We start from the raw sequence: 25942 nt of genomic DNA, 5'->3' as shown, positions 1-25942 counted from the left end.
CGGGAGCGCCCCGGGCGGCGAGCGTGCGCGTCCCGGTGAGGGACGCCCGTCGTCCGGCCCGCGCGGCGGCGGTGCGCCGGGTGGCTCGCGGCCCTCGCCCGGCCAGATGCCCCCGCGCCCGAACCCAGGCATGATGCCGCCGCGTCCGGCCCGCCCGGCCGGTGGTGGCCGTGGTGGTCCGGGCGGTGGTGCGCGTGGTGGCCCCGGTGGTCCCGGCGGCGGTGCGCGTGGCGGTCCCGGTGGTCCGCGCGGTGGTGGTGGCGGTGGCGGTTTCCGCGGCGGCCCCGGTGGCGGCGGTGGCGGCGGTGGCGGTGGCGGTGGCTACCGCGGCGGCCCCGGTGGTGGTGGCGGCGGTGCTCCTGCCGGTGGCGGTTTCCGTGGTGGCGGCGGCCGTCCGGGTTCCGGTGGTGGTCGCGGCGGTACCGCGGGTGCCTTCGGGCGTCCCGGTGGGCCGTCCCGGCGTGGCCGCAAGTCGAAGCGGCAGAAGCGCCAGGAGTACATGGAGAACATGCAGGCGCCCAGCGTCGGCGGCGTTCGCCTGCCCAAGGGCAACGGCGAGTCGATCCGGCTGCCGCGCGGTGCCTCGCTGACCGACTTCGCCGAGAAGATCAACGCCAACCCGGCCTCGCTGGTGCAGGTGCTGTTCCACCTCGGCGAGATGGTCACGGCCACCCAGTCGGTCTCCGACGACGTCCTCGAGCTCCTCGGCACCGAGATGAACTACAAGGTGCAGGTCGTGAGTCCGGAGGAGGAGGACCGCGAGCTGCTGGACTCCTTCGACATCACCTTCGGCGAGAACGCCGGCGACGAGGCCGACCTGCAGTCGCGGCCACCGGTCGTGACCGTCATGGGCCACGTCGACCACGGTAAGACCCGCCTGCTGGACACGATCCGCAAGACGACGGTGCACGAGAGCGAGGCCGGCGGCATCACCCAGCACATCGGTGCCTACCAGGTGGCCGTCGACTTCGAGGGCTCCGATCGGCTGATCACCTTCATCGACACCCCTGGTCACGAGGCGTTCACCGCCATGCGTGCCCGCGGCGCGAGCTCGACCGACATCGCGGTGATCGTGGTCGCCGCCGACGACGGCGTGATGCCGCAGACGGTGGAGGCGATCAACCACGCCCAGGCGGCGAACCTGCCAATCGTGGTCGCGGTGAACAAGATCGACCTGGAAGGGGCCAACCCCGCCAAGATCCGCCAGCAGCTCACCGAGTACGGGCTGGTCGCCGAGGAGTACGGCGGCGAGACGATGTTCGTGGACATCGCGGCGAAGCCGGGCATCAACATCGAGAAGCTGCTCGAGGCGATCCTGCTGACCGCGGACGCGGCGCTGGATCTTCGGGCGAACCCGGAGATGGAGGCGCAGGGTGTGGCCATCGAGGCGCACCTGGACCGCGGTCGCGGTCCGGTCGCCACCGTGCTGGTGCAGCGCGGCACGCTGCACGTCGGTGACTCGATCGTGGCCGGCGACGCTTACGGCCGCGTGCGCCGGATGGTCGACGAGTTCAACGACGACGTCACCGAGGCCCTGCCGTCACGGCCGGTCCAGGTCATCGGGTTCACCTCGGTGCCCGGTGCCGGTGACACGTTCCTGGTGGTGGAGGAGGACCGCACGGCGCGGCAGATCGCCGAGCGGCGGGCGGCCCGGATGCGCAACGCGGCGAACGCTCAGCGGCGCAAGCGGGTCAGCCTCGAGGACCTGGACTCCGCGCTCAAGGAGACCAGCCAGCTCAACCTGATCATCAAGGGCGACAACTCGGGTACCGTCGAGGCACTCGAGGACGCGCTCACGAAGATCGACGTCGGCGACGAGGTCGAGCTGCGGGTCATCGACCGCGGTGTCGGTGGCATCACCAAGGCGAACGTCGACCTGGCGATCGCGTCCGACGCGATCATCCTCGGGTTCAACGTCCGCGCCGAGGGCAAGGTGACCGAGCAGGCCGCCCGCGAAGGCATCGACGTCCGGTACTACTCGGTCATCTACCAGGCGATCGACGAGATCGAGCAGGCGCTCAAGGGCATGCTCAAGCCGGTCTACGAGGAGGTCGAGCTCGGTCGCGCCGAGGTTCGCGAGGTGTTCAAGTCCTCGAAGGTCGGCACGATCGCGGGCTGCATGGTGCTCTCCGGGGAGATCCGGCGCAACGCCAAGGCCCGCCTCATGCGCGACGGTGTCGTCGTCCGGGAGAACCTGCCGGTCAGCTCGCTGCGGCGGTTCAAGGACGACGCGGTCGAGGTCCGCGAGGGCTTCGAGTGCGGTCTCACGCTCGGCTCGTACGGCGACCTCAAGGTCGACGACATCGTCGAGACGTACGAGCTGCGCGAGAAGCCGCGCGACTGAGCCGTCCGTCCGAGGTGTATGTCGGAGCGCTGGAGCTGGATGTCGTCCTCGGCGACATCCGCTCCCTGAAGGAGAAGCGATCGGCGGTGCGGCCGGTGCTGGCCGAGCTGCGCCGCCGGTTCGAGGTGACCGTGGCCGAGGCCGGCCACCTCGACAAGCACCGCCGGTCGCTCATCGGCGTGGCCGCCGTGGCGGCCGACGCCGAGCACGTGCGCGATCTGCTCGACGCGTGCGAACGGCTGGTCGCCGGGCGCCCGGAGCTGGAGTTGGTCTCCACCCGGCGCCGGTGGCTCGGCCCACATGACTAGCTGGTCCGCCTCCCCGGAATTCAAAGTGTTGGTTGCGTTCCAACGGACGGTGCGGGTGGTCGGGTTGATTGTGGCTGGGTGCCGTCACGGTCCCCTGGGGTTACGTGGATCGGCACCGCGCCTTGCACAATGATTCACGGGGTAAGCGCTGACTCACGGGGCGCTAGCTCTCTAGTTCGATGGGAAGGAACGTCGTGGCTGACGCACCGCGCGCCCGCAAGCTGGCCAAGCGCATCGCGCAGATCGTCGCGTCCGCGCTGGAGCACGAGGTGAAGGACCCGCGGCTGGCCAGGGTGACGATCACCGACGCCAAGGTCACCGCGGACCTGCACGACGCGACCGTGTACTACACGGTGCTGGGCGCCAACCTCGAGTCGGCACCCGACACCGCGGGCGCCGCCGCCGCGCTGGAGTCCGCGAAGGGTGTGCTGCGCTCACTGGTCGGGCAGCGGACGGGCGTCCGGTTCACGCCGACGCTGGCGTTCGTCGCGGACACGGTGCCCGACGACGCCAAGCACATCGACGACCTGCTCGCCCGCGCCCGCGCCGCCGACGCGGAGGTCGCCCGGCTGGCCGGCGGCGCGAAGCCGGCGGGCGACGCCGACCCGTACCGGCCTCCGCGCGAGACCACGGACGAGTAGCCCGAACAGTCCATAGTGGTCAGTCTCGCGGGGGACACGGGAGCGCGTCGGACGCGTCCTAGCCCTCCAGCAGGTCGCCGAGGTCGCGCAGGATGCCGGTGGCCGTGCGGAGGTCGGTCAGCGACGCGCGGGAGGCCACCTGGTTCGCCCACGCGGCCTGGCGGCGCTCCACCGAGCGCAGCGCCGCGCGGCCACGCGCGGTGAGCACGAGCAACCGTGCGCGTTGGTCGCGTGGGTTGTCCTGGTGGGCGAGCATGCCGTCCGCGGCGAGCGACCCGGCGGTCTGGCGCACCGCCTGGCGGGTCAGGCCCATCGTCCGCGCGACCTGTGCGACCGTTGCCGGACCGTGATCTACGACGCCGAGTACCTGCCATCGGGCGTTGGTGAGTCCCGCCGGACGGGCCAGCGCTTCTCCAGCCGACAGGAGCAGTCCGTTGACCCGGGACATCTCCACCAACAGCTGGGAAAACTCCAGGCCACGGTCGGTCAGGGAAACCACGGAGCGCACACTCCCAGATTGACAAGAACCTGTCAAAATCCGGAAAGTTTCGGCCGGAGTCCCATGGGGCGCAAGGGTTCGGTACCCTCGGTGCTCCCGACCTTCTACCGCCATGCTTGGGGTGAGACGTGGCTGCAGGCGATATTCGCCACTCGCGGCGAGACGTTCTGCTTGGTGCTATCGGCCTAGGTCTTACCGCCGCTGGATGCGCATCGAAGCCGACGGACGCTCCCGTCCGAACCGCCAGGACCGGATCCGAGAGCGAGGCGCTGTCCCCCGCGTCCATTCCGCCGAGTGCCGCCGTCAAACCGGTGACCCGGGAGCGGATCCGCTCGCTGTCCCGCCGGACCGAGGTCGAGCTGGTTGTCATCCGGCCGGAGGACGCCCCTGCGAACCTGCCCGTCTGCCTCGCGCTGCACGGCCGCGGCGAGGGCGCCGGCATGTTCGTCGACCTCGGCGTGCCGAAGATGCTCTCGTCGGTGGTCAACTACCAGGGCACCCAGCCGTTCGCGGTCGTCGCCGTCGACGGTGGCGACTCCTACTGGGTCGCCCGCGACGAGGAGGACGACCCGCAGCTGATGCTCTCCGACGAGCTGCCCACGTGGCTCGAGGAACGCGGCCTGGCCACCAACCCGTTCGCCGTGCTCGGCATCTCGATGGGCGCCTACGGCGCGTTCAACTACGCGGTCAACCTGAACGACCCGATCGTCGCCGCGATCAGCCCGGCCATGTTCCTCAGCTGGCCGGAGGCACGCGCCCGGGACGTGTTCGTCGACGAGGAGCAGTGGGCCGACACCGACCCGTTGCGCCAGCTCGACGCGCTGGCCGGCGTGCCGGTCGGCGTCTGGTGCGGCGAGTCCGACCCGTTCATCGACTCCACCCGTGAGCTGGTCGAGCGCGTCCAGCCGGCGGTCGCCGGCATCGAGCCGGGCGATCACGACGAGGTGTTCTGGCGCAAGGTGCTGCCGGAGGCGCTCAAGTTCGTGGGCCAGCGCGTCGGCTAAGAGGGCGCCGTCCTCGACATCTCAACTCCACAACCATGTGCCCGCGGTGTACTGGACGCGGCCGCCCGGTTACGTGAGGCTGTGCGAGTGCCCACCACGGATCTTGGTGCCGCCGCGACCCTGCTACGCACCGCGACCGATGTGACACTGCTGGCCCACGTCAACCCCGACGCGGACGCGTTGGGCAGCGCGCTGGCACTCGGTCTCGCCCTGCACAGACGCGGCGCGGACGTGCGTGTCTCCTTCGGCATGCCGGGCGACGTGCCGGAGTCGCTGCGGGGGCTGGACGCAGATGGGCTCGTCGTGCCGGCCACCGCGGTGCCGGCCGTGTCCGGGCTGCTCGTCGCCGTGGACACGGCCAGCAAGTCGCGGCTCGGGCAGCTCGCCGACCGCGTCAACGCCACCACCGAGGCCGGCGGCGCGGTGCTCGTCGTGGACCACCACGCGTCCAACACGTACTACGGCACCCACCACGTCGTCGACGAGACCGCCGAGGCCACCACCGTGCTGGTCGTGCGCCTGCTCGACGAGCTCGGCTGGCCGCTCGACGAGGACGTCGCCCGGTGCGTCTACGCCGGCCTGGTCACCGACACCAGCTCGTTCCGCCGGGCGAGCTCGGACACCCACCGGCTCGCCGCGCGGCTCATCGAGGCCGGTGTCGACCCGACCGGGGTCGCCCGTGACCTGATCGACACCCACCCGTTCGCCTTCCTGCGGATGCTCGCCAGCGTCCTCGCCCGGGCGGTGCTCGAGCCCGACGCGGCCGGCGGGCGGGGCCTCGTGCACACGGTGGTGCGGCTCGACGACCTCATCGGCGTGCGCCTCGAGGAGGCGGAGTCCGTGGTCGACATCGTGCGCACCACGGCGGAGGCCGAGGTGGCGGCCGTGCTTAAGGAGACCTCGTCCGGCCACTGGACCGGGTCGCTGCGGGCCGTCGGCGAGGTGGACGTGCGGGCGGTGGCCGAGCAGTTCGGCGGCGGTGGGCACCGGCTGGCCGCGGGGTTCAGTGCCGACGGCGAGCTCCAGGACATCGTCACGAACCTGCGGGAGGCACTGCGCGATCCGGTGTTGCTCGCATCGGGTTGAGAACGGTTGAACGGCGACCAGCCGAACAGGTGGTATAAACCAATCGCCGCGACAGGGCCGACAGCCCGGGCGGCGATCAGCCTGGCGGACCGGCCCGGCGGAAACGGAGGACAAGTTGAGGCGCGTCATCAATGCAGTCGCGGTCGCGACCGTGGCCGCGCTCGGGCTCGCTGGCTGCGGAAGCGACTCGGGCAGCGGCGGCACCGAGCTGGAGCTGCTGGTCCCGACGTACGGTGACAAGACCAAGCCGTACTGGGAGGACCTGATCAAGGCGTTCGAGGCGGAGAACTCGGACATCAACGTCACGCTGGAGACCCAGAGCTGGGACGACATCTACACCGTGCTGGACACGAAGATCCAGAACAACCGGGCTCCCGACATCCTGGAGCTCGACGCGGCGGGCCCGGCCTACGGTTCCGAGGACCTGCTCTACAAGGCCGAGGAGATCGTCTCGCCGGAGACGATGGAGGACATCGAGCCGTCCTTCATCGACAGCGCCAAGATCGACGGCCAAGCCTACGGGGTGCCGACCGTCGCGTCCACCCGCGCGCTGTTCTACAACGAGGACCTGTTGACGAAGGCCGGCGTCACCGCCCCGCCGAAGACCTGGGACGAGCTGCTCGACGCCGCGAAGAAGATCACCGCGCTGGGTGGCGGCGTGTACGGCTACGGCATGCCGCTCGGCAGCGAGGAGGCGCAGGCCGAGACGTCGATCTTCGCCTACGGCGCCGGCGCGAGCTGGGAGTCCGACGGCAAGATGACGATCGACACGCCCGAGGCCAATGAAGCCCTGACCTTCATGAAGCAGATGATCGACGCGAAGGTCACCCAGCCGGACCCGGGTGCGACCGACCGAACCCCGCTGCTGGACGTCTTCATCCAGGGCAAGATCGGCATGATCCAGGGCCTGCCGCCGATCGTCGGCCAGATCAACGAGAAGAACCCGGACCTGAACTGGGCCATCGCGCCGTCGCCGACGCCGGACGGCTCGCCGTCCACGCTCGGCGTCGCGGACTACTTCGTCGGCTTCGACAAGGGTGAGGACAAGCAGGAGGCGATCAAGAAGTTCCTCGACTTCTTCTACCAGAAGGACAACTACGTCAAGTTCAACGACAACGAGGGCTTCATCCCGGCCACCAAGTCGGGGGCCGAGGCGGCCGCGTCGAAGCCGGAGCTGAAGACGTTCCTCGACCTTCTGCCGGACGCGAAGTTCTACCCGGCGACCAACCCGGCTTGGAACGCGACCTCCGGCGCGTTCAAGGATCTGGTCGGGCAGATCCAGGCGAAGCCGGTGGACGACGTGCTCAAGCAGATCCAGGCGAAGGCCGAGGAGACGGGCTGACGCCGGCCTCCCCTGGCCCGCCCGGCGTCATGACGGCGTCGTGACGCCGCGGGCGGGCCGGGGGAGTGGCCTCGACCAGGAGGAAACCGACGCGTGGCAAGACCGCTCGCTGACACCCCGCCCGGGAACAGGCGTCGAAGAGTGCGGCGCCAGACGACCCTGCAGGCGCTGCCGTGGCTCGCGCCCGCGCTGATCCTCATCGGCGGCGTGGTCGTGTTCCCGATCGGCTACATGATCTACACGTCGTTCCGGGACCTGTCCCGCTTCGGCACGGACCGCGGCTGGACCGGGCTGGACAACTACGTGCGGGTGTTCGAGCTCGGCCACCTGCCGCAGGTGCTCGTCAACACCGTCGTCTGGACGGTCGGCGTGGTGGCGCTGTCGGTGGCGATCGGCCTGGGGCTCGCGCAGTTCCTGAACAAGCGGTTCCCCGGCCGCAAGGTGCTCCGCCTGGTGATCATCGTGCCGTGGGCGGCGTCCGTGGTGATGACCTCGATCGTGTTCGTGTACGGTCTGGATCCCTTCTACGGGATCATCAACCGGGCGCTCGTCGACATCGGGCTCCTGGACCGGCCCTTCGGCTTCCTGAAGAACCCGCTGCCCGGCTTCCTGTCCGCGATGGGCGTCGCGGTGTTCGTGTCGGTCCCGTTCACGTCGTTCGTGTTCCTCGCCGGACTGCAGACCGTGCCGCACGACGTGCTCGAGGCGGCGCAGATCGACGGCGCGAGCCGGGTGCAGACCTACTGGCGCGTGGTGTTCCCGATGCTGCGCGGCGCGCTCGCGGTCGCCACCATCATCAACGTCATCAACGTGTTCAACTCGCTGCCGATCCTCAAGACGATGACCGGGTCGATCCCCGGCTACGACGCGGACACGACGACGACGCTCATGTTCAAGATCATCCAGAGCGACCGGCAGATCGACACGGCCAGCGCGCTGTCCGTGGTCAACTTCGTCGTCGTGGTCGTGGTGATCGGCATCTACCTGCGGGTCGTGCGCCCGATGCGGGAGGACTGAGCATGTCGACCGTCATCGACCGCCCGCCCGCCGCGACCACGGTGGACGCGCCACGCCCGAAGGTGCGCGAGAGGAAGCGCTGGGGGCTCACGATCATCGGCGTCGTCGTCGCGCTCGTGTTCCTCTTCCCGTACCTGATCATGCTGATCGGCGCCTTCAAGACGCGGCAGGAGATCCTCACGGTCCCGCCGACCTACCTGCCGCGGGACTGGGCGCCGGAGAACTTCGTCAACATGTGGGGCGCGCAGGAGACCCCGGTGCCGTGGAACCTGTTCTCCACGGTGGTCATCTCGCTCGGCGGCACCGTGCTCGCGCTCGTCGCGGCCCTGCCCGCGGCCTACTACACCGCGCGGCACCGGTTCCGGCTCAAGCTGCCGTTCATGCTGCTGGTGCTGGTGACCCAGATGCTGCAGCCGACCGTGCTCGCGTCGGGCCTGTTCCGCGAGTTCGTGACGCTGGAGATCAACGACACCCGGTTCGCCATGATCCTCGTGAACGCCGCGTTCAACCTGTCGTTCGCGGTGTGGATCATGCACAGCTTCTTCGCCTCCGTACCGAAGGAGATCGAGGAGGCGGCCTGGCTGGACGGCTGCAGCCGCGGCCAGTCGCTGCGCCGGATCATGCTGCCGCTCGTGTGGCCCGGCATCGTCACCGCGGTGATCTTCACGTTCATCGCCTGCTGGAACGAGTTCGCGGCGAGCCTCATCCTGCTGCCGACCGACACCAACCAGCCGCTCACCGTGGCACTGACCCGGTTCATCGGGCAGTACGAGTCCTCGTGGCAGTACGTGTTCGCGGTGTCGATCATCGGCATCCTGCCCGTGGTCGCGCTCTTCGCGTTGATCGAGAGGCACCTGGTATCGGGTCTCACCGCGGGCGGGGTGAAGTAACTTCGTGATTCTGAATCGTGGTGTTCACGTGTTCGTTGCTCTACATTGTGCTCGCGCGCCGGTTTCGAGTACCGGGCCGACAACGGGGTGCGGTCTCTGACCGGCGGAGATGAAAGGTAAGCCATGGCCACTGTGACCTTCGACGGAGCGAGTCGTTACTACTCGGGCACCGAGCGCCCGGCCGTCGACCAACTGGACCTCGAGGTAGCCGACGGCGAGTTCCTGGTGCTGGTCGGCCCGTCGGGCTGCGGCAAGTCGACGACGCTGCGGATGTTGGCCGGGCTGGAGGGAGTCGACGAGGGCGCGGTCCGGATCGGCGAGCGCGACGTCACGAACCTGCCGCCGAAGGACCGGGACATCGCGATGGTGTTCCAGAACTACGCGCTGTACCCGCACATGACGGTCGCCGACAACATCGGCTTCCACCTCAAGATCAAGAAGATGGCGAAGGCGGAGCGTGCCGAGCGGATCCAGGAGGCCGCGAAGCTGCTCGACCTCGAGCCGTACCTGGACCGCAAGCCGGCCAAGCTTTCCGGTGGCCAGCGCCAGCGCGTCGCCATGGGCCGGGCGATCGTGCGGCGCCCGCAGGTGTTCTGCATGGACGAGCCGCTGTCCAACTTGGACGCGAAGCTGCGCGTGCAGACCCGCACGCAGATCGCCTCGCTGCAGCGCCGGCTGGGCGTCACCACCATCTACGTCACGCACGACCAGGTCGAGGCCATGACCATGGGCGACCGGGTGGCCGTGCTCAAGGACGGCCTCCTGCAGCAGTGCGACACCCCGATCGGCCTGTTCGGCAAGCCGAAGAACCTGTTCGTGGCCGGCTTCATCGGCTCGCCCGCGATGAACCTGATCCCCGCGACGGTCGGCGCGGAGGGCGCGGTCATCGGCGGCAAGCCGATCGAGCTGACCGCCGACCAGCGCGCCGCGCTGTCGGGTACGCAGGTCGTCGTCGGCGTGCGGCCGGAGGGCTGGACCCTCAAGCCGGCCGGCGAGGGCATCACGGCGATGGTCGAGGTCGTGGAGGAGCTGGGCAGCGACCAGTTCCTGTACTGCTCGACGAGCGCACCGCAGGTCACGGCCGAAGACCCCACCCACGAGATCGAGGGTTCGCACACGGTCACCGTGCGGGCGCCGGGCATGTCCGCGTTCCAGCGCGGCGAGAAGGTCGGCCTGGTGCCGGAGCCGGGCGCGGTGCACCTGTTCGACGCGGAGACCGGCGACCGTCTGCCCGACTGATCCGCTATTCGAATGTCGTGACGTTCCTGTCCGAGGAGGTCGCCAGCCAGCCGTCGATGTGGCGGCTGGCTCGGGAGGTCCCCACGACGGGCCTGCCGGCCGAGGGCGAACGGGTGGCCGTGCTGGGCTGCGGCACGTCGTACTACATGGCGCAGGCCTACGCGGCGCTGCGCGAGTCGGCCGGGCACGGGGAGACCGACGCGTGGCCGGCCTCGGAGTTCCCGGCGGCGCGCCGGTACGATCGGGTGGTGGCCCTGTCCCGCTCGGGGACGACGACGGAGGTGTTGACGGCGCTGTCCCGGGTTCGGCCGGGTGTGCCGACGGTGGCGATCACGGCCGTGCCGGCGACTCCGGTGGGCGAGGCGGCCGGAACCGTGGTGTCGCTGGACTTCGCCGACGAGCGGTCGGTGGTGCAGACCCGGTTCGCGACGTCGGCCCTGGTGTACCTGCGAACGCACCTGGGCGAGGACACCACCGGGCTGCCCGCGTTGGCGTCGCGCGCGCTGGAGGCGGAGTTGCCGCCCGAGCTGACCGCCGCCGAGCAGCTCACGTTCCTGGGCACCGGGTGGACCGTGGGCCTGGCGAACGAGGCGGCACTGAAGCTGCGCGAGGCGGCGCAGGCGTGGACGGAGTCGTACCGGGCGATGGAGTACCGCCACGGCCCGATCTCGGTCGCCGCACCGGGCCGGGTGGTGTGGCTCCTCGGCCCGGCTCCGCCCGGCCTGGTCGCCGACCTGCGGGCCACGGGCGCACACGTGGAGACGTGGCCGGACGATCCCCTCGCCGACCTGGTCCGGGTGCACCGGCTGGCCGAGCAACGAGCGATCGCGCGCGGACTGGACCCGGACCGCCCCCGCAACCTCGACCGCTCGGTGATCCTCAGCTGAGCCCGGCGTGTATGGCCCGCTAGGCGCGCCGGCGGGAGCGGAAGGCCGCCACGTGGACGCGGTTCGCGCAGCGGGGTGAGCAGAAGCGCTTCGCTCGGTTGGTCGAGGTGTCCAGGTAGTAGTTCGCACAGTCGTCGGCGCCGCAGCGGCCCCAGCGGGCGAGTCCATAGTGGACGATGCCCTGGGCGATGCCCCACGCCGCCGCGGCGGCGACCTCCGTGGCCGGGGGAGCGTCGACGTCGGCCACGTGGACGTGCCAGTTCGCGTCCGCGTCGTGGCCGGCGGACAGGCGGGGGCGCAGCGGGTGCGCGTCCAGCAGCGCGTTGACCTCCTGACGCACGCCGGTCTCGTCACCCGCCACGGCGTGGGCCAGCACCCGGCGCAGCCCGGTCGCCACCGGGGTCAGCGCGGCCAGGTCCGCGGTGCTCGCCCGCTCGGACCACCACGGCTCGTCGTGCAGGGCGGCGCGCAGAGCGGACACGTCGTCCAGGGACGTGTTCGCCAGGCGCAGTGCCACGTCGAGGTAATCGGCGTTGTCCATGAGCGGTCCTTATCGTAGTGTCAGGGGTGAAATCCCTAAGAGCACCTTACCTGGAGGACCCGTGGCAGAGGGCGCGCCGCTGCGGCAGATCCTCGGGCTCGCCGTGCCAGCTCTCGGTGTCCTCGCCGCCGAGCCGCTCTACCTGCTCGTCGACACCGCCGTCGTGGGCCACCTCGGGGCCGTCCCGCTGGGCGGGCTGAGCGTCGCCGCCATCGTGCTCGCCCAGGTGTCCACCCAGCTCACCTTTCTCAGCTACGGCACCACGGCCCGCGCCGCCCGCCTGCACGGCGCGGGCCGGCGCGCGGACGCCGTCGCCGAGGGCGTGCAGGCCACCTGGCTCGCGGTGGCGGTCGGCGTCGCGCTGATCATCGTGGGGCAGGTGTTCGCCGGACCGGTCGTGCGGTTGCTCGCCGGGCCGGGGCCGGTCGCCGACGCCGCGGTCGGCTGGCTGCGCATCGCGCTGTTCGGCGTCCCGTTCATTCTCATCACGCTGGCCGGCAACGGCTGGATGCGCGGCGTCCAGGACACCCGCCGCCCCCTGCTGTACGTGTTGGCGGGCAACGGAATCTCCGCCGTGCTCTGCCCGGTCCTGGTCTACGGCGCGGGCTGGGGCCTCGACGGCTCCGCGGTGGCCAACGTCTGCGCGCAGCTGATCGCCGCCACGCTGTTCGTCCGCGCGCTCGTCGTCGAGCGGGTCGCGCGCGGGCCGCACCCGGGGAAGATGCGCGCGCAGCTCACCCTCGGCCGCGACCTCGTGCTGCGCAGCCTCGCGTTCCAGGCCTGCTTCGTCTCCGCCACCGCGGTCGCCGCGCACACGTCCACCGCCGCGGTCGGCGCGCACCAGGTCGTGCTGCAGCTGTGGATCTTCCTCGCCCTGGTGCTCGACTCGCTCGCCATCGCCGCGCAGTCGCTCGTCGGCGCGGCGCTGGGGGCGCATGACGAGGGCCAGGCGCGTGGCCTCGCCCGGCGGATCACCGGCTACGGCCTGATCTTCGGCACACTTCTCGGCGTGCTGTTCGCCGCGCTCGCCGGCGTCCTACCGGGAGTGTTCACTTCGGACGGTTCGGTGCTCGCGGAGATCCCGCACGCGTGGTGGTTCTTCGTGGCCATGCAACCCGCCGCGGGCGTCGTGTTCGCGCTCGACGGGGTGCTGCTCGGCGCGGGTGACGCGGCGTTCCTGCGCACCGCCACGATCGGCGCCGCCGTGCTCGGGTTCCTGCCGATGGTCTGGGCCTCGTTCGCGTTCGACTGGGGCCTCGTCGGCATCTGGACCGGGCTCTGCGCGTTCATGCTCGTGCGGCTGCTCACGGTGCTCGGCAGGCTCCACTCAGGACGGTGGGCCGTGCTGGGCGCGGTCCGGGCGTGAGGGAGAACACGCTTAGTCTTGCTAATGATTCGGCGTCCCGATGCGCTGTTTCCCAGTGGGAACCGACACCTGGGAACGGAGGCTCGTGCAGGACACCCGCCAGACGCGACGGGCGCTGACGATCTGGGGCATCGCGGTCCTCGTCTACCTCGCGGCGGTCTTCCACCGAACCTCCCTCGGCGTCGTGAGCCTCGAGGCCGGCACGCGTTTCGGGCTCGGGCCCGCCGCGCTCGGCACGTTCACCGTGCTGCAGGTCGGGGTCTACGCGCTCATGCAGATCCCCACCGGCCTGCTGGTGGACCGCTTCGGCGCGCGCCGCGTGCTCACGGTCGCCGCCGCGCTGATGGGCGTGGGACAGCTGCTCTTCGCGTTCGCCACCTCCTACCCCCTCGGTCTGCTCGCCCGCGCGGTACTCGGTGTCGGCGACGCGATGACGTTCGTCAGCGTGCTGCGCCTGGTCGCCGCCCACTTCCCGGCACGCCGCTACGCCGCACTCGCCGCGGTCACCGCCGCGCTCGGCGCGCTGGGCAACCTGATCTCCACGCTGCCGCTCGCCGTGCTGCTCGACGCCGCCGGCTGGACCGCCACCTTCGCCGCGACCGGCGCCGTCACCGCCCTCTACGCCGTCGTGCTGGCGCTGCGGGTACGGGACGCGCCGCCCGGGTCCGTGGCCACGAGGCGCGAGCCCGACTCGCTGCGCGTCGTGCTCGGCCAGGTCCGCCACGCTTGGCGCACGCCCGGTACCCGGCTCGGCTTCTGGGTGCACTTCTCGACGATGTTCGCGCCCACGATGCTCGGCCTGCTGTGGGGATTCCCGTATCTCGTCCAGGCGCAGGGCCTCGCCCGGCCGGCCGCGGGCTCGCTGCTCGCCGTCCTCGTGATCGGCGCGATCCTGGGTGGGCCGGCGATCGGCACGGTGATCAGCCGCCGGCCGGAGTGTCGCACGCCGCTGGTCGTCGGTTACCTCCTGGCCGCGCTCACCGTGTGGGCCGTGCTGCTCGGCTGGCCGGGCGGGCACGTCCCGACCGGGGTCCTCGTCGCCGGGTTCGCGGTCCTGTCCGTCGGCGGTCCCGCCTCGTCGACCGCGTTCGCGCTGGCCCGTGACTACAACCCGCTGCACCGGGTGGGCACCGCGACCGGCGTCGTGAACGTGGGCGGCTTCGTCGCTATCACCGTGTCCGCGCTGGCGGTCGGGGTGCTGCTGTCGCACTTCGAACCGCTGGGTGCGACCACGGCGTTCCGGCTCGCGCTGCTCGCCGTGGTCGCGGTCCTGCTGCTCGGCCTGTGGCGGACGTCGGTGTGGTGGCGGCGCGCCCGGGCGGTGGTGCTGGACGCGGCCGCGCGGGGCGAGGACGTGCCCGTGCGGATCCGGCGGCGGGCCTGGGACCTGGCGCCTGCCTGAGCTCCGCCGTTCTGCGAGGATGTGTCCTCGTGCCCCCAGCAGCGACCAAGCAGCGTGTCACCGTGCCGCCCGGCCTCGTCGTGGTCGACAAGCCCGACGGGCTGACCTCCCACGACGTCGTCGCCCGCGTGCGGCGGATCCTGGGCACGCGCAAGGTCGGGCACGCGGGCACGCTCGACCCCATGGCGACCGGCGTGCTCGTGCTCGGCATAGAGCGGGCCACGAAGCTGCTCGGTCACCTGGCGCTGGACACGAAGGCATACCTCGCGACGATCCGCCTGGGCAGCGCCACCACCACCGACGACGCGCAGGGCGAGGTGCTGTCCACAGTGGATGCATCGGCGGTCGGCGACGACGCGGTCACGGCCGGCATCCGCGCGCTGACCGGGCACATCCAGCAGGTGCCGAGCGCGGTGAGCGCGGTCAAGGTCGACGGCAAGCGGGCCTACGCACGGGTGCGCGCGGGGGAGGAGGTCGCGCTCGCGGCGCGCCCGGTCGAGGTGTCGCGGTTCGACGTGTTGGCCACCCGCCGGGAGGGGCCTGTCGTCGACCTGGACGTGATGGTCGAGTGCTCGTCGGGCACCTACGTCCGCGCGCTCGCCCGCGACCTCGGCGCGGACCTCGGGGTCGGCGGGCACCTGAAAGCCTTGCGGCGCACCAGGGTCGGGCCGTTCGACCTGCGCGTGGTGACCACATTGGACCAGCTGGCCGAGGAGCCAGGCCTGTCGCTGTCGCTGGACGACGCCGTGGACCGGGCCTTCCCGCGTCGCGACGTCGACGCCCGGTCCGCGACGGCGCTGCTGCGTGGGCAGAAGCTGCCGGCCGCGGGGATCGCGGGCACGTACGGCGTGTTCGACCCGGACGGCCACGCAGTCGCCCTGGCCACCGACGAGGGAGAGGCGGCCCGCTCAGTTGTCGTCCTCACCCCGGCCTGATGGCAGGGGCCGTGGCTGCCAACCGCACCTAAGGGGAACGGGACGCAACCCAGCCACCGGTACGCACGAGAATGGAACGACACCGACGAAGGTGACCACAAGGGTTGATTCCGGGGAGGCGGAACGGACCACAAGGGTTAATCCCGGAGAGGCGGAACAGTGCAACGGTGGCGCGGCTTGGAGTTCATCCCCGGTGGCTGGGGACGTTGTGTGGCCACCATCGGGGTCTTCGACGGAGTGCACCTGGGACACCAGGAACTGATCCGGCGCGCGGTGTCGCTCGCCCACGACCGCGGCGTGCCGAGCGTGGTGGTCACGTTCGACCCGCACCCCGCGGAGGTCGTCCGGCCCGGCAGCCACCCGGCGCAGCTGACCACGCTGCGCCGCAAGGCGGAGCTCGTCGAGCGGCTGGGCGTGGACGTGTTCTGCGTGCTGCCCTTCACCCTGGACCTGTCCAAGGTGCCGGCCGACGAGTTCGTGCACGAGGTCCTCGTCGAGCAGCTGCACGTGGCGGCCGTCGTGGTCGGGGAGAACTTCACCTTCGGTCACAAGGCCGCCGGCAACGTCGAGCTGCTGACCCAGCTCGGCCACCGGTTCGGGTTCGCGGTCGAGGGCGCCAAGCTCGTCACGGTGCCGAACTCGACGCCGAACTCCGAGATCACGTTCTCCTCCACCTACATCCGCGCCTGCATCGACGCCGGCGACGTCACCGCGGCCGCGGCCGCGCTCGGCCGGCCGCACCGGCTCGAGGGCATCGTGGTGCGCGGCGACCGGCGCGGCCACGAGCTGGGCTTTCCCACCGCCAACCTGTCCACCCCGCGCTACGCCGCGGTGCCGGCCGACGGCGTCTACGCCGGCTGGTTCTCGCTGCTGACCTCCGCCGGGCGGGAACCGCTGATGGCCTCGGTGTCGGTCGGCACGAACCCCACGTTCTCCGGCCGCGAGCGGCGGGTGGAGGCGTTCGTGCTCGACGTCGAGGAGGACTTCTACGGCCAGCGGGTGGCCGTCGACTTTGTCGGCCGGCTGCGCGACATGGTGCGCTTCGAGTCCTCGGCGGAGCTGGTGGACAACATCGCGGACGACGTCCGCCGCACCCGCGACCTCCTGAGCTGACGGTGGCGCTGGCGCGCCCGCGCGTCCGCTCGTCCGCTGCGATCACCTGTACGAGTTACCCCGGACACGTGCAGATGCGAACAGGTGTCGGTATTCACCACGCAATTCGCACACTCCTGGCAAGATGCTGTGGGGCTCTGCTCGGGGAGAGCCGTCGAAGCCGGGAGTCAGGGGAGAGGCGAAGGTGGAGGACCACAAGATCGTCCAGCGCAATCTTGCGCTACAGCGGGAGTGGTACGGCGAGCCCCTCGGTGACCGGGTTCGCCGCCTGGTGGTCGCGTTCGACATCTCGCAGGCCTTCCTCGCCGACGTGCTCGGCATCAGCGCGCCGATGCTCAGCCAGGTCATGAGCGGCCGGCGCGCCAAGATCGGCAACCCGGCGGTGCTGGCCCGGCTGATCATGCTCGAGCGCAAGGTCCTCGTCCCGGACGTCGCGGCCGGCAAGAAGGAAGCGATGATGCGTGCTCTGGAGGAGGTCCGCGCCTCCCGCCCCTCGGTGACCAGGGACAACCTGCCGGTCGACATCGGTCGCAACGACCGGGTCGCGGTCGCGGCGCTGCGCCGGGTGGCCGAGGCCGGCGACCTCACGGCCGCCGCGAGCCTGCTCAACGGGAAGTTCCCCGAGCTGGCCGACCTGCTGCGACGGGCGGGCCAGCCGCAGTAGATGGTGCGCCTCTTCTCCGCGATCGAACTGCCCGACTCCGTACGCGCCGAGTTGGTGGCGGCGTTGCGCGCGACCCGCGAGGCCGACACCGCGTTGCGCTGGGTACCGCCCGTGAGCTGGCACGTCACGCTCGGCTTCTACGGCGACCAACAGGACGCCGCCCGGCGTGGTGCCTGGTTCCGGCGGCGGGCCGGCGGGCTCGCGCCGGTGCGGCTGCGGGTGCGCGGTGCCGGCCGGTTCCCGGGCGTGCTGTGGGTCGGAGTCGTCCCGGTGGCGGACCGGGACGAGGCCGCGCTGCGCGCGCTCGCCGCCGCCCTGAGCGCGGACGACAGCGCGGACGACGAGCGCGACTTCCATCCACACGTCACCGTCGCCCGCTGGCGGCGCGGCGGGTCGGGCAACCGCGGCGCGGCCCGCGCCATGCGCGACCTGTCCGGCCTCCAGGGGAGCCGGTGGACGGCCACGGAGGTGGTCCTCTTCCGCAGCGACCAGGGCGATGGCTCCGGGACGGACCTGTCGGGCGGGCCGGTCTACACCCCGCTCGACCGCGTCACACTGGCCAGTGAGCAGGGCTAACGAACCACCTGCTAACCTCGGTGTTTGGGTCTGGCTGCGGTCCGTGGCGGCCGGTACCTGCTATCCCGAGACGGGACCGCACGGCACATCTCATATCCGAGGAGCACACAGAGTGGCGCTGTCCACCGAAGAGAAGAAGAGCATCCTCGCCGAGTACGGCGTCCACGACACCGACACCGGCTCGCCCGAGGCCCAGGTCGCGATGCTGACCAAGCGCATCAGCGACCTGACCGAGCACCTGAAGGTGCACAAGCACGACCACCACTCGCGTCGGGGTCTGCTGCTGCTGGTCGGCCGTCGCCGCCGGCTGCTCAACTACCTGACCAAGGTGGACATCGAACGCTACCGGTCGCTGATCCAGCGACTCGGCCTGCGCCGATAGACCCCATCGGGGGAGTGGTCACCCGGCCGCTCCCCCGATGTCTGTAACAGAACACCGAAGGGCAATGCGCGCCGCGTACGGGGATCAGTTCGCCGGTCCTCGGTAGTGGCTCCCGGGTTCAGCTGACGGTCATCGTCCGTCCAGCCCCGGGCGCTTCGATCGAAGACCGGCCTCGCGAGGATTTCCGTGCCCTGTGCCCCGTATGGGGTGTGCGCGCCCGCGATGACAGGAGTATCTACATGACCGACTTCAGCGAAGCTGGAGTTCACGAGACGACCGCCGTGATCGACAACGGCACGTTCGGCAAGCGCACCATCCGGTTCGAGACCGGCCGCCTCGCCCGCCAAGCCGCCGGCAGCGTCGTGGCCTACCTCGACGAGGAGACCATGCTGCTGTCCGCGACCACCGCGTCGAAGCACCCGAAGGAGCACTTCGACTTCTTCCCGCTGACCGTGGACGTCGAGGAGCGGATGTACGCCGCGGGCCGCATCCCCGGCTCGTTCTTCCGCCGGGAGGGCCGCCCGTCCACGGACGCGATCCTCACCTGCCGGCTGATCGACCGGCCACTGCGTCCGTCCTTCGTGGACGGTCTGCGCAACGAGGTCCAGGTCGTCCTCACCATCCAGAGCCTCAACCCGGCCGACCTCTACGACGTCGTCGCGATCAACGCCGCGTCCGCGTCCACCCAGCTCTCCGGCCTGCCGTTCTCCGGCCCGGTCGGCGGTGTCCGGGTGGCCCTGATCGGTGAGCAGTGGGTCGCGTTCCCGACCCACGACCAGCTGGCGAGGGCCGCGTTCGACATGGTCGTGGCCGGCCGTGTGGTCGAGTCCGGCGGTCGCGAGGGCGATGTCGCGATCATGATGGTCGAGGCCGAGGCCACCGAGAACGTGCTGGACCTGATCGGCGAGGGCGCCGTCGCGCCGACCGAGGAGATCGTGGCGCAGGGCCTCGAGGCCGCCAAGCCGTTCATCAAGGTGCTGTGTGAGGCGCAGGCCCGGCTGGCCGAGGTCGCCGCCAAGGAGACCGCCGAGTACCCGACCTACCCGGCCTACCAGCCCGACGCGCTGGAGGCCGTGACGGCCGCGGTCACCGACGAGCTCGCGCAGGCGCTGACCATCGCCGGCAAGCACGAGCGCGAGGCCAGGCTGGACGAGATCAAGGCCGAGACCCTGGAGAAGGTCGGCGCGGTCGAGGGCGGCGCGTTCGGGGGCCGCGAGAAGGAGGTCGGCGCCGCGTTCCGGGCGCTGAACAAGAAGCTCGTCCGCGAGCGGATCCTGCGCGACCAGATCCGCATCGACGGTCGCGGCATCACCGACATCCGCCAGCTCTCCGCCGAGGTCGCGCTTATACCGCGGGCGCACGGGTCGGCGCTGTTCGAGCGCGGCGAGACCCAGATCCTGGGTGTCACCACGCTGAACATGCTGCGCATGGAGCAACAGATCGACTCGCTGTCCCCGGAGACGCACAAGCGCTACCTGCACCACTACAACTTCCCGCCCTTCTCCACCGGGGAGACCGGTCGGGTCGGCTCGCCCAAGCGGCGCGAGATCGGCCACGGCGCGCTCGCCGAGCGGGCACTGGTGCCGGTGCTGCCCAAGCGCGACGAGTTCCCGTACGCGATCCGCCAGGTCTCCGAGGCGCTGAGCTCCAACGGCTCGACGTCGATGGGCTCGGTCTGCGCGTCGACGATGTCGCTGCTCAACGCCGGTGTGCCGCTGAAGGCCCCGGTGTCGGGCATCGCGATGGGCCTGGTGTCCGACGAGGTCGACGGCGAGACCCGGTACGTGGCGATCACCGACATCCTCGGCGCCGAGGACGCGTTCGGCGACATGGACTTCAAGGTCGCCGGTACCAAGGACTTCGTCACCGCGCTGCAGCTGGACACCAAGCTCGACGGCATCCCGTCCGAGGTCCTCGGCGGTGCGCTGAGCCAGGCCCGGGACGCCCGGCTGACCATCCTGGAGGTGATGGCCGAGGCCATCGACTCCCCGGACGAGATGAGCTCGTTCGCCCCGCGCGTCACCAGCGTGAAGATCCCGGTCGACAAGATCGGCGAGGTGATCGGGCCCAAGGGCAAGATGATCAACTCGATCACCGAGGAGACCGGCGCCGACATCTCCATCGAGGACGACGGCACCATCTACGTGGGTGCGGCCGACGGCCCGTCCGCGGACGCCGCGATCGAGAAGATCAACGCGATCGCCAACCCGCAGCTGCCCAAGATCGGCGAGCGGTTCCTGGGCACGGTGGTCAAGACCGCCGCGTTCGGCGCGTTCGTCTCGCTGCTGCCGGGCAAGGACGGCCTGGTGCACATCTCCAAGCTGGGCAACGGAAAGCGCATCGGCAAGGTCGAGGACGTCGTGAAGGTCGGCGACAAGCTCCGGGTGGAGATCGCGGACATCGACCAGCGCGGCAAGATCAGCCTGGTGCCCGTCGCGGAGGAGGCCGACAAGGCGGCCGACGCCCCGCCGGTGTCGTCGCCGGGCGAGTCGGACACGGCCAGTTCATAGGCGGGGAACCGTTGGCACGTAACGCGGTTCGCTCCGCAAGCTTCGCTCAGAACGGAAGCACCCGGGTCCTCGAACGGGCCGAAGGCGGGTGCGTGGTCAAGCGCACCGTGTTGCCGGGTGGCCTGCGGGTCATCACCGAGCAGGTCCCGGGTGTCCGTTCGGCCTCGGTCGGCATCTGGGTGGGCGTCGGTTCCCGCGACGAGCAGCAGTCCGTCGCGGGGGCCGCGCACTACCTGGAGCACCTGCTGTTCAAGGGAACCGCGCGGCGCTCGGCGGTGCAGATCGCCGAGGAGGTCGACGCGGTCGGCGGCGAGCTCAACGCGTTCACCGCCAAGGAGCACACGTGCTACTACGCGCACGTGCTCGACGCCGACCTGCCGCTGGCGATGGACCTCGTGTCCGATGTGGTCTTCGACGCGCTGCTGGCGGAGCGGGACATGGAGACCGAGCGCAGCGTGGTCCTCGAGGAGATCGCCATGCGCGACGACGACCCCGAGGACATGCTGCACGACGCGTTCGTCGAGGCGCTGCTGACCGACCACCCGCTCGGGCGTCCGGTACTGGGCACCGAGCAGTCGATCAGCTCGATGAGCCGGTCGTCGTTGCACGGCTTCTACAAACGCCGCTACGCGATGCCGACGATGGTGCTCGCCGCGGCGGGCAACATCACCCACGGCGAGGTGCTCCGGCACGCACGCCGGCTCCTGCGTGACCGGCTGGTCGGCGACCGTCCGCCGCGTGGCCCGCGGGCCGGCCGCGCGCGGGTGGCGCCGCCCCGGAAGCTGGTGCTGCACACCGACGACACCGAGCAGGCGCACCTGATGCTCGGTGTCCGCGCGCTCGACCGGCACGACGAGCGCCGCTGGGTGCTGGGCGTGCTGAACGCGGCGCTGGGCGGCGGCATGAGCTCGCGGCTGTTCCAGGAGGTCCGGGAGCGGCGCGGGCTCGCGTACCAGGTGTACTCGTCGGTGGCGTCCTATGCGGACACCGGGCACCTGTCGGTGTACGCCGGCTGCCAGCCCGACCGGCTCGGCTCGGTGGCGGGCGTGGTGCACGGGGTGCTCGACGACGTGGCCCGGTCCGGGCTGTCCGATGTCGAGGTCGAGCGGGCGAAGGGACAGCTGCGCGGCAGCCTGGTGCTCGGGCTCGAGGACACGAGCTCGCGGATGTCGCGGATCGGCAAGGGCGAGCTGTCCTACGGCGAGTACCTGACGGTGGAGCAGACGCTGGAGCACATCGAGTCGGTCACGGCCGAGGACGTGGCGGCGCTGGCGGGCCGGCTGCTGACGCGTCCCGTCGCGGCCGCGGTCGTCGGGCCCTACGCTCACCCGGACGACGTGCCGGGCGAAGTGGTGAGGTGAGGAGTTCGTGTCTCGCGCTGAGACTCGTGCTGGGGACAACCCGATCCGGGTCGGCGTGCTGGGCGCGCGCGGACGGATGGGCGCCGAGGTCTGCCGAGCCGTGGACGCCGCAGCCGACCTGACGGTCGTGGCGATGATCGACGTCGGTGACCGGCGCTCGGACGTCGTGGACGCCGGTGCCGAGGTGGTCGTCGACTTCACGCATCCGGACGTCGTGATGGACGACATCCGGTTCTGCGTGGACCACGACATCCGTTGCGTGGTGGGCACGTCTGGTTTCGACTCGGCGAAGCTGGACGCCGTGCGGCAGTGGCTGGCGCCCAAGCCGGACCTGGGCGTGCTGATCGCGCCGAACTTCGCGCTCGGTGCCGTGCTGTCGATGCGGTTCGCGGAGCTGGCCGCCCGGTACTACCCGTCGGCCGAGATCATCGAGCTGCACCACCCGGGCAAGGCGGACGCTCCCTCGGGCACCGCGGCGCACACGGCGGACCTGATCGCCGCGGCCCGGTCGGCGGCGGGCCTGGGCGGGTCCCCGGACGCGACCTCGTCCGAGCTGCCCGGTGCACGGGGTGCGACGGTCTCGGACGTCCGCGTGCACTCGGTCCGCCTGGCCGGCCTGGTGGCTCACCAGGAGGTCATGTTCGGCGGCGAGGGCGAGACCCTGACCATCCGGCACGACTCCCTGGACCGCAAGTCGTTCATGCCGGGTGTGCTGCTCGGAGTCCGGGAGATCCTGAACCGTCCGGGCCTGACCGTCGGCCTGCAGAACCTGCTCTCGCTCTAGCGAGTACATCAGCCACCGCGGGTCACGTGACACCTGATCGGTGGCTGTCCAAATTTGCGCCGTTCGCCTCTCCCGGCTACGCCGATTGGCAGGTGTGCGAAGCGCTACCACAAAGTAGCGTCAGGGGCTGTCAGTAGCTAACCAACTCCCGTCTGTTCGTGCGAAAGTCCCACCCCTGCCATCGTCACGGGGATCGCGCGCGATGAGGGCCAGACGAGGAGTCAGGGTGAGCTCGCGTCTGCGCGCGGGCTCACCCGAGCTCGTCGTGCCTGAAGCATGCGTGCGGATCGCGGTTGCGATGGGGACCCCCGAAGGGAACCACCCATGGAACAACTGGATGTTCGCTCCGCAAGCTCCGTTCAGCCGGATCCGAGAGCACCCACGACCGCGGAGACCTCGTGGTTCTGCTGCGGCGCGGCCTGGGGCCCGTGCGGCTCCGCGGGCGGCGGCGCGTGCGGCAACTGCCGGTCCGGCAGCATGCACTGCGCCTGGCCGAACACGTCCGACGCCTGCTTCGCCATCACCAGACCGGACCGGTGCGGCGACAGCCTCCTGCGCCGCACCTGCGGGCACACGTTCTTCGTCCGCAACCTGTGTCAGAGCAACGAGATCGCCGTGCGCATCGCGGACTGCGGGCCGCAGACCGACCTGTGGTGCGGCGAGCGGTCGTGTTGCTCGGGCAACTGCGCGACCAACCGGCTGCTCGACCTGACGCCGGCCGCGTACAGCCGGATCGGCAACCTGTCCAGCGGCATCATGCCGGTCGCGATTCACAGCTGAGGAGGTGGCAAGGGACATGGAATCGTTGGGCCGCAGAAAGTTCCTGAGCAGCGCCGTGCTCGGCACGGCCGCCGTGACGACGGTCGTCGGGGCCAGCTCGCTCGGCTCGTTCGCCCCCGAGGCGGTCGGTTCGGACCTGAAGGTCGAGGCCGGGGCACCGGACCCGAACTTCGTCGAGGGCCGGATCATCAGCGTCAAGAACGGCGTGCTGCTCGTCACGAGCGCGGACAAGAGCATTCACCAGATCCACCTGACCGGTGCCACCAGCGTGTGGAAGCTGCGCCCGACCGCCGCGGACGCGGCCAAGGTCGGCGACGGCCTCTACGCCCGCGGCGTGCGCATGCCGGACGGCACGCTCGCGGCGGACGCGGTGTGGTTGAACATCGTCAACCTGACCGTGCACATCACCTCGATCGGCCGGGACACGATGCACCTGGACCACCACGGTGACCGGATCGTCGGGCACGTCATCGCCGGCACCACGGCGGCGGTCTACAACAGCACACCCGCGGTCAGCGACCTGTCGTTGCTGCAGGTGGGCAAGCACGCACAGGTGATCGGCGCCTGGCGCCCCGACACCAACGAGGTCGACCTGGCCACCGTCTACGCGGCGGCCTGACCCCCGCCCCGGCCCGCCATCCCCGCCCGCGCCCAGGACGCGGCGGGGCTGGCGGACCGGGTTCCCGGACTGGAGGACACCGGTGATCGAATCAGCGTTCGCGTCTCTGGCGAGCGTCCAGCAGATCCTGCTCGGCGGCGTGCTGTTGTGGGCCGCCGCGGTCAAGCTCCGCACCCCCGAGGCGGCCCGCCGTACTGCGCTCAAGCGTCTGGTGGGGGAGCGGCACGCGGTGTCGGCCTACCGGGCGGTGGCCGGCGTCGAGATCGTCGTCGGCGTGCTGCTCGTGGTGCCGCCGGCCGCCGTGTTCGAGGCGTACCTGGCCATCGTGCTCGTCGTCGGCATGCTCGGGTACCTGACCTACGCACGCGTCAAGGCGCCCGACTCGAGCTGCGGTTGCCTGGGGGACAAGGAAACCCCGGTACGTACCCGCGGCTTCCTGCGGGCCGGCCTCATGGTGCTGGCCGCGGTGCCGGCCGTGTTCGCCACCGACTGGTGGCCGGCCGCGGTCGCCGATCGTCCACTCGCGACAGTCGGGCTGCTCGTCGCCGAGGCGGCACTGGTCGTGGCCCTCTCACCGGAGCTGGACCACCGGTGGCTGCTGCCGCTGCGCCGCTGGCGGGTTCGCCTGTCCCACCCGCTGGCGAACGCGGCCACGGTGATCCCCGTCGAGTCGAGCGTGCAGCAGCTGCGCAAGAGCGACGCGTTCCGCTCGGTCGCGGACCAGCTGCGCTCGGACCTGCTGGACTCCTGGGAGGAGGGCGAGTGGCGCATCCTGACCTACGCCGCGCGCACCGAGGCCGGCCGGGCGACCGCGGTGTTCGCCGTGCCACTGTTGGACTTCCGCCCGAACGACGTCCGCGTGGCCCTGGTTCCGGAGCACGACGGGGCGCTCATCGGGCCGGCGGGCACGTGAGGCGGTCAGAACACCCAGCCGGCGAACAGTGCCGGTGACGCGGCGACCGCGCTGAACCGGATGAACCGGCCGATCAGGCCGGCGGAGAGGAATGCGGACAGGCTCATCCGCACCATGCCGGCCAGCACCGACGTCGCCATGAACGGCGGCAGGCCGATGACCGAGCTGATGCCGTATGTGCCGACCATCCAGCGCGGGTGGCGGTGACACTTCTCGCGGAGGCTCTCCACCCAGGCACGGATCCGCTTGGTCCGCAGCCGCCACCGCACCCGGCGTTCGCTCGGCGGACCCGGTGCGCGTTTGCGGTGCAGCCAGCGCGGCAGGTGCAGCTGGCCCTTCGCCGCGAAGTAGTAGACGAGCTTGCCGCCGACCTGGCCCACCGCGACCACCGCGCCTAGCAGGAGCCACGGGATGTGCGGCTCACGCATGGCGATGCCGATCAGAAAGAGCTCGATGCTGGCCAGGGGCAGGAGCGCAGAGCCGAACGCGACACCGAAGGTGACGCATAGCCACGCAAGCAACAGCGAACTCCCTGACGTCGGCGACGCGGAGACGACCCGGAACAGCGTACGTGTTACCTATACGTGATGTAGGTCAGTCCAGTTCAATAAGAGAGCCTGTCTTTGAACTGGGTTAGGTGGTCGTGGCCTGGCTTTGTTGGCGGGCCAGGCGTCGGGTCATCATAGTGATCATGGACCAGTTGATGAAGGCTTCGGAATGTGCTGGGAGTCGTTCGTAG

26 protein-coding genes are annotated in these 25942 nt (G+C 70.7%); 23 read left to right on the top strand and 3 right to left on the bottom strand.

Going from position 1 to position 25942, the window contains the following annotated elements; genetic code table 11:
• The 3 genes from infB to rbfA form a co-directional block, all read left to right on the top strand.
• Positions 1-2344: translation initiation factor IF-2 (gene infB / locus ACRDTB_RS26130; protein ID WP_431434486.1), on the top strand; the 2344-nt coding region annotated here is incomplete at its 5' end.
• Positions 2345-2358: 14 nt separating this feature from the next.
• On the top strand, positions 2359-2652 hold the full coding sequence (locus ACRDTB_RS26125) for a DUF503 domain-containing protein (protein ID WP_431434484.1): 294 nt from the start codon (positions 2359-2361) through the stop codon (positions 2650-2652).
• A 194-nt stretch (positions 2653-2846) separates the two neighbouring features.
• The gene (gene rbfA, locus ACRDTB_RS26120; protein ID WP_431434482.1) at positions 2847-3293 is read left to right on the top strand and encodes a 30S ribosome-binding factor RbfA; all 447 of its coding nucleotides are present in this window, start codon (positions 2847-2849) and stop codon (positions 3291-3293) included.
• 58 nt (positions 3294-3351) lie between these two features.
• Here the strand turns inward: rbfA and ACRDTB_RS26115 are convergent, their stop codons facing one another.
• Positions 3352-3792: a MarR family winged helix-turn-helix transcriptional regulator gene (locus tag ACRDTB_RS26115; protein ID WP_431434480.1), complete on the bottom strand. Its 441-nt coding sequence runs from the start codon at positions 3790-3792 to the stop codon at positions 3352-3354.
• 311 nt (positions 3793-4103) lie between these two features.
• Between ACRDTB_RS26115 and ACRDTB_RS26110 the strand changes: the two genes are divergently transcribed.
• From ACRDTB_RS26110 to ACRDTB_RS26080, 7 genes are all read left to right on the top strand, one after another.
• Complete coding sequence (locus ACRDTB_RS26110; RefSeq protein ID WP_431434478.1) at positions 4104-4796, top strand: alpha/beta hydrolase; 693 nt, start codon at positions 4104-4106, stop codon at positions 4794-4796.
• Positions 4797-4883: 87 nt separating this feature from the next.
• Positions 4884-5882, top strand: coding sequence for a DHH family phosphoesterase (locus ACRDTB_RS26105; RefSeq protein WP_431434476.1), 999 nt, complete (start codon positions 4884-4886; stop codon positions 5880-5882).
• A gap of 115 nt (positions 5883-5997) precedes the next feature.
• Positions 5998-7224, top strand: coding sequence for an extracellular solute-binding protein (locus ACRDTB_RS26100; protein ID WP_431434474.1), 1227 nt, complete (start codon positions 5998-6000; stop codon positions 7222-7224).
• Between the two features lie 141 nt (positions 7225-7365).
• Positions 7366-8241 carry a carbohydrate ABC transporter permease gene (locus ACRDTB_RS26095; RefSeq protein ID WP_431434473.1) on the top strand — a complete coding sequence of 292 codons (876 nt, stop codon included), beginning with the start codon at positions 7366-7368 and terminating at the stop codon, positions 8239-8241.
• A gap of 2 nt (positions 8242-8243) precedes the next feature.
• Positions 8244-9131 (top strand): carbohydrate ABC transporter permease, encoded by an 888-nt coding sequence (locus ACRDTB_RS26090; RefSeq protein ID WP_431434471.1) that lies wholly within the window; start codon positions 8244-8246, stop codon positions 9129-9131.
• A gap of 123 nt (positions 9132-9254) precedes the next feature.
• Complete coding sequence (locus tag ACRDTB_RS26085; protein ID WP_431434469.1) at positions 9255-10370, top strand: ABC transporter ATP-binding protein; 1116 nt, start codon at positions 9255-9257, stop codon at positions 10368-10370.
• A gap of 56 nt (positions 10371-10426) precedes the next feature.
• On the top strand, positions 10427-11257 hold the full coding sequence (locus ACRDTB_RS26080; RefSeq protein ID WP_431434487.1) for an SIS domain-containing protein: 831 nt from the start codon (positions 10427-10429) through the stop codon (positions 11255-11257).
• A gap of 19 nt (positions 11258-11276) precedes the next feature.
• Here ACRDTB_RS26080 and ACRDTB_RS26075 read toward each other — a convergent pair whose 3' ends face one another.
• Complete coding sequence (locus ACRDTB_RS26075; RefSeq protein ID WP_431434468.1) at positions 11277-11798, bottom strand: CGNR zinc finger domain-containing protein; 522 nt, start codon at positions 11796-11798, stop codon at positions 11277-11279.
• Between the two features lie 61 nt (positions 11799-11859).
• Here ACRDTB_RS26075 and ACRDTB_RS26070 point away from each other — a divergent pair, with 61 nt between their 5' ends.
• The 13 genes from ACRDTB_RS26070 (at position 11860) to ACRDTB_RS26010 (ending at position 25203) form a co-directional block, all read left to right on the top strand.
• Positions 11860-13164, top strand: coding sequence for an MATE family efflux transporter (locus ACRDTB_RS26070; RefSeq protein WP_431434466.1), 1305 nt, complete (start codon positions 11860-11862; stop codon positions 13162-13164).
• A 55-nt stretch (positions 13165-13219) separates the two neighbouring features.
• Positions 13220-14566: an MFS transporter gene (locus ACRDTB_RS26065; protein ID WP_431434464.1), complete on the top strand. Its 1347-nt coding sequence runs from the start codon at positions 13220-13222 to the stop codon at positions 14564-14566.
• Between the two features lie 29 nt (positions 14567-14595).
• On the top strand, positions 14596-15501 hold the full coding sequence (gene truB, locus ACRDTB_RS26060) for a tRNA pseudouridine(55) synthase TruB (RefSeq protein ID WP_431434462.1): 906 nt from the start codon (positions 14596-14598) through the stop codon (positions 15499-15501).
• Between the two features lie 159 nt (positions 15502-15660).
• Complete coding sequence (locus tag ACRDTB_RS26055) at positions 15661-16614, top strand: bifunctional riboflavin kinase/FAD synthetase (protein WP_431434461.1); 954 nt, start codon at positions 15661-15663, stop codon at positions 16612-16614.
• A gap of 184 nt (positions 16615-16798) precedes the next feature.
• Positions 16799-17278: a helix-turn-helix domain-containing protein gene (locus tag ACRDTB_RS26050; RefSeq protein WP_075130366.1), complete on the top strand. Its 480-nt coding sequence runs from the start codon at positions 16799-16801 to the stop codon at positions 17276-17278.
• The gene (thpR, locus tag ACRDTB_RS26045) at positions 17279-17854 is read left to right on the top strand and encodes an RNA 2',3'-cyclic phosphodiesterase (protein WP_431434459.1); all 576 of its coding nucleotides are present in this window, start codon (positions 17279-17281) and stop codon (positions 17852-17854) included.
• Positions 17855-17966: 112 nt separating this feature from the next.
• A complete protein-coding gene (gene rpsO, locus ACRDTB_RS26040; protein ID WP_431434457.1) occupies positions 17967-18236 on the top strand; it encodes a 30S ribosomal protein S15 in 270 nt (89 codons plus the stop codon).
• Positions 18237-18475: 239 nt separating this feature from the next.
• Positions 18476-20746: a polyribonucleotide nucleotidyltransferase gene (locus tag ACRDTB_RS26035; RefSeq protein WP_431434455.1), complete on the top strand. Its 2271-nt coding sequence runs from the start codon at positions 18476-18478 to the stop codon at positions 20744-20746.
• 11 nt (positions 20747-20757) lie between these two features.
• Positions 20758-22107 (top strand): M16 family metallopeptidase, encoded by a 1350-nt coding sequence (locus tag ACRDTB_RS26030; protein ID WP_431434453.1) that lies wholly within the window; start codon positions 20758-20760, stop codon positions 22105-22107.
• A gap of 7 nt (positions 22108-22114) precedes the next feature.
• Positions 22115-22891, top strand: coding sequence for a 4-hydroxy-tetrahydrodipicolinate reductase (gene dapB, locus ACRDTB_RS26025; RefSeq protein ID WP_431434452.1), 777 nt, complete (start codon positions 22115-22117; stop codon positions 22889-22891).
• 324 nt (positions 22892-23215) lie between these two features.
• Positions 23216-23671: an RlpA-like double-psi beta-barrel domain-containing protein gene (locus tag ACRDTB_RS26020; protein ID WP_431434450.1), complete on the top strand. Its 456-nt coding sequence runs from the start codon at positions 23216-23218 to the stop codon at positions 23669-23671.
• Positions 23672-23687: 16 nt separating this feature from the next.
• Positions 23688-24290 (top strand): cell wall protein, encoded by a 603-nt coding sequence (locus tag ACRDTB_RS26015; protein ID WP_431434449.1) that lies wholly within the window; start codon positions 23688-23690, stop codon positions 24288-24290.
• Between the two features lie 82 nt (positions 24291-24372).
• Entirely contained in the window at positions 24373-25203 is an 831-nt protein-coding gene (locus ACRDTB_RS26010) for a MauE/DoxX family redox-associated membrane protein (RefSeq protein WP_431434447.1), read from the top strand.
• A gap of 5 nt (positions 25204-25208) precedes the next feature.
• Here ACRDTB_RS26010 and ACRDTB_RS26005 read toward each other — a convergent pair whose 3' ends face one another.
• Positions 25209-25724: a hypothetical protein gene (locus ACRDTB_RS26005; RefSeq protein WP_431434445.1), complete on the bottom strand. Its 516-nt coding sequence runs from the start codon at positions 25722-25724 to the stop codon at positions 25209-25211.
• Between the last annotated feature and the right edge of the window lie 218 nt (positions 25725-25942).

Origin of the sequence: Actinophytocola sp., assembly GCF_050699935.1 — a bacterium.
GTDB lineage: Bacteria > Actinomycetota > Actinomycetes > Mycobacteriales > Pseudonocardiaceae > Actinophytocola.
This window is presented reverse-complemented; position numbering and strand designations above follow the sequence as displayed.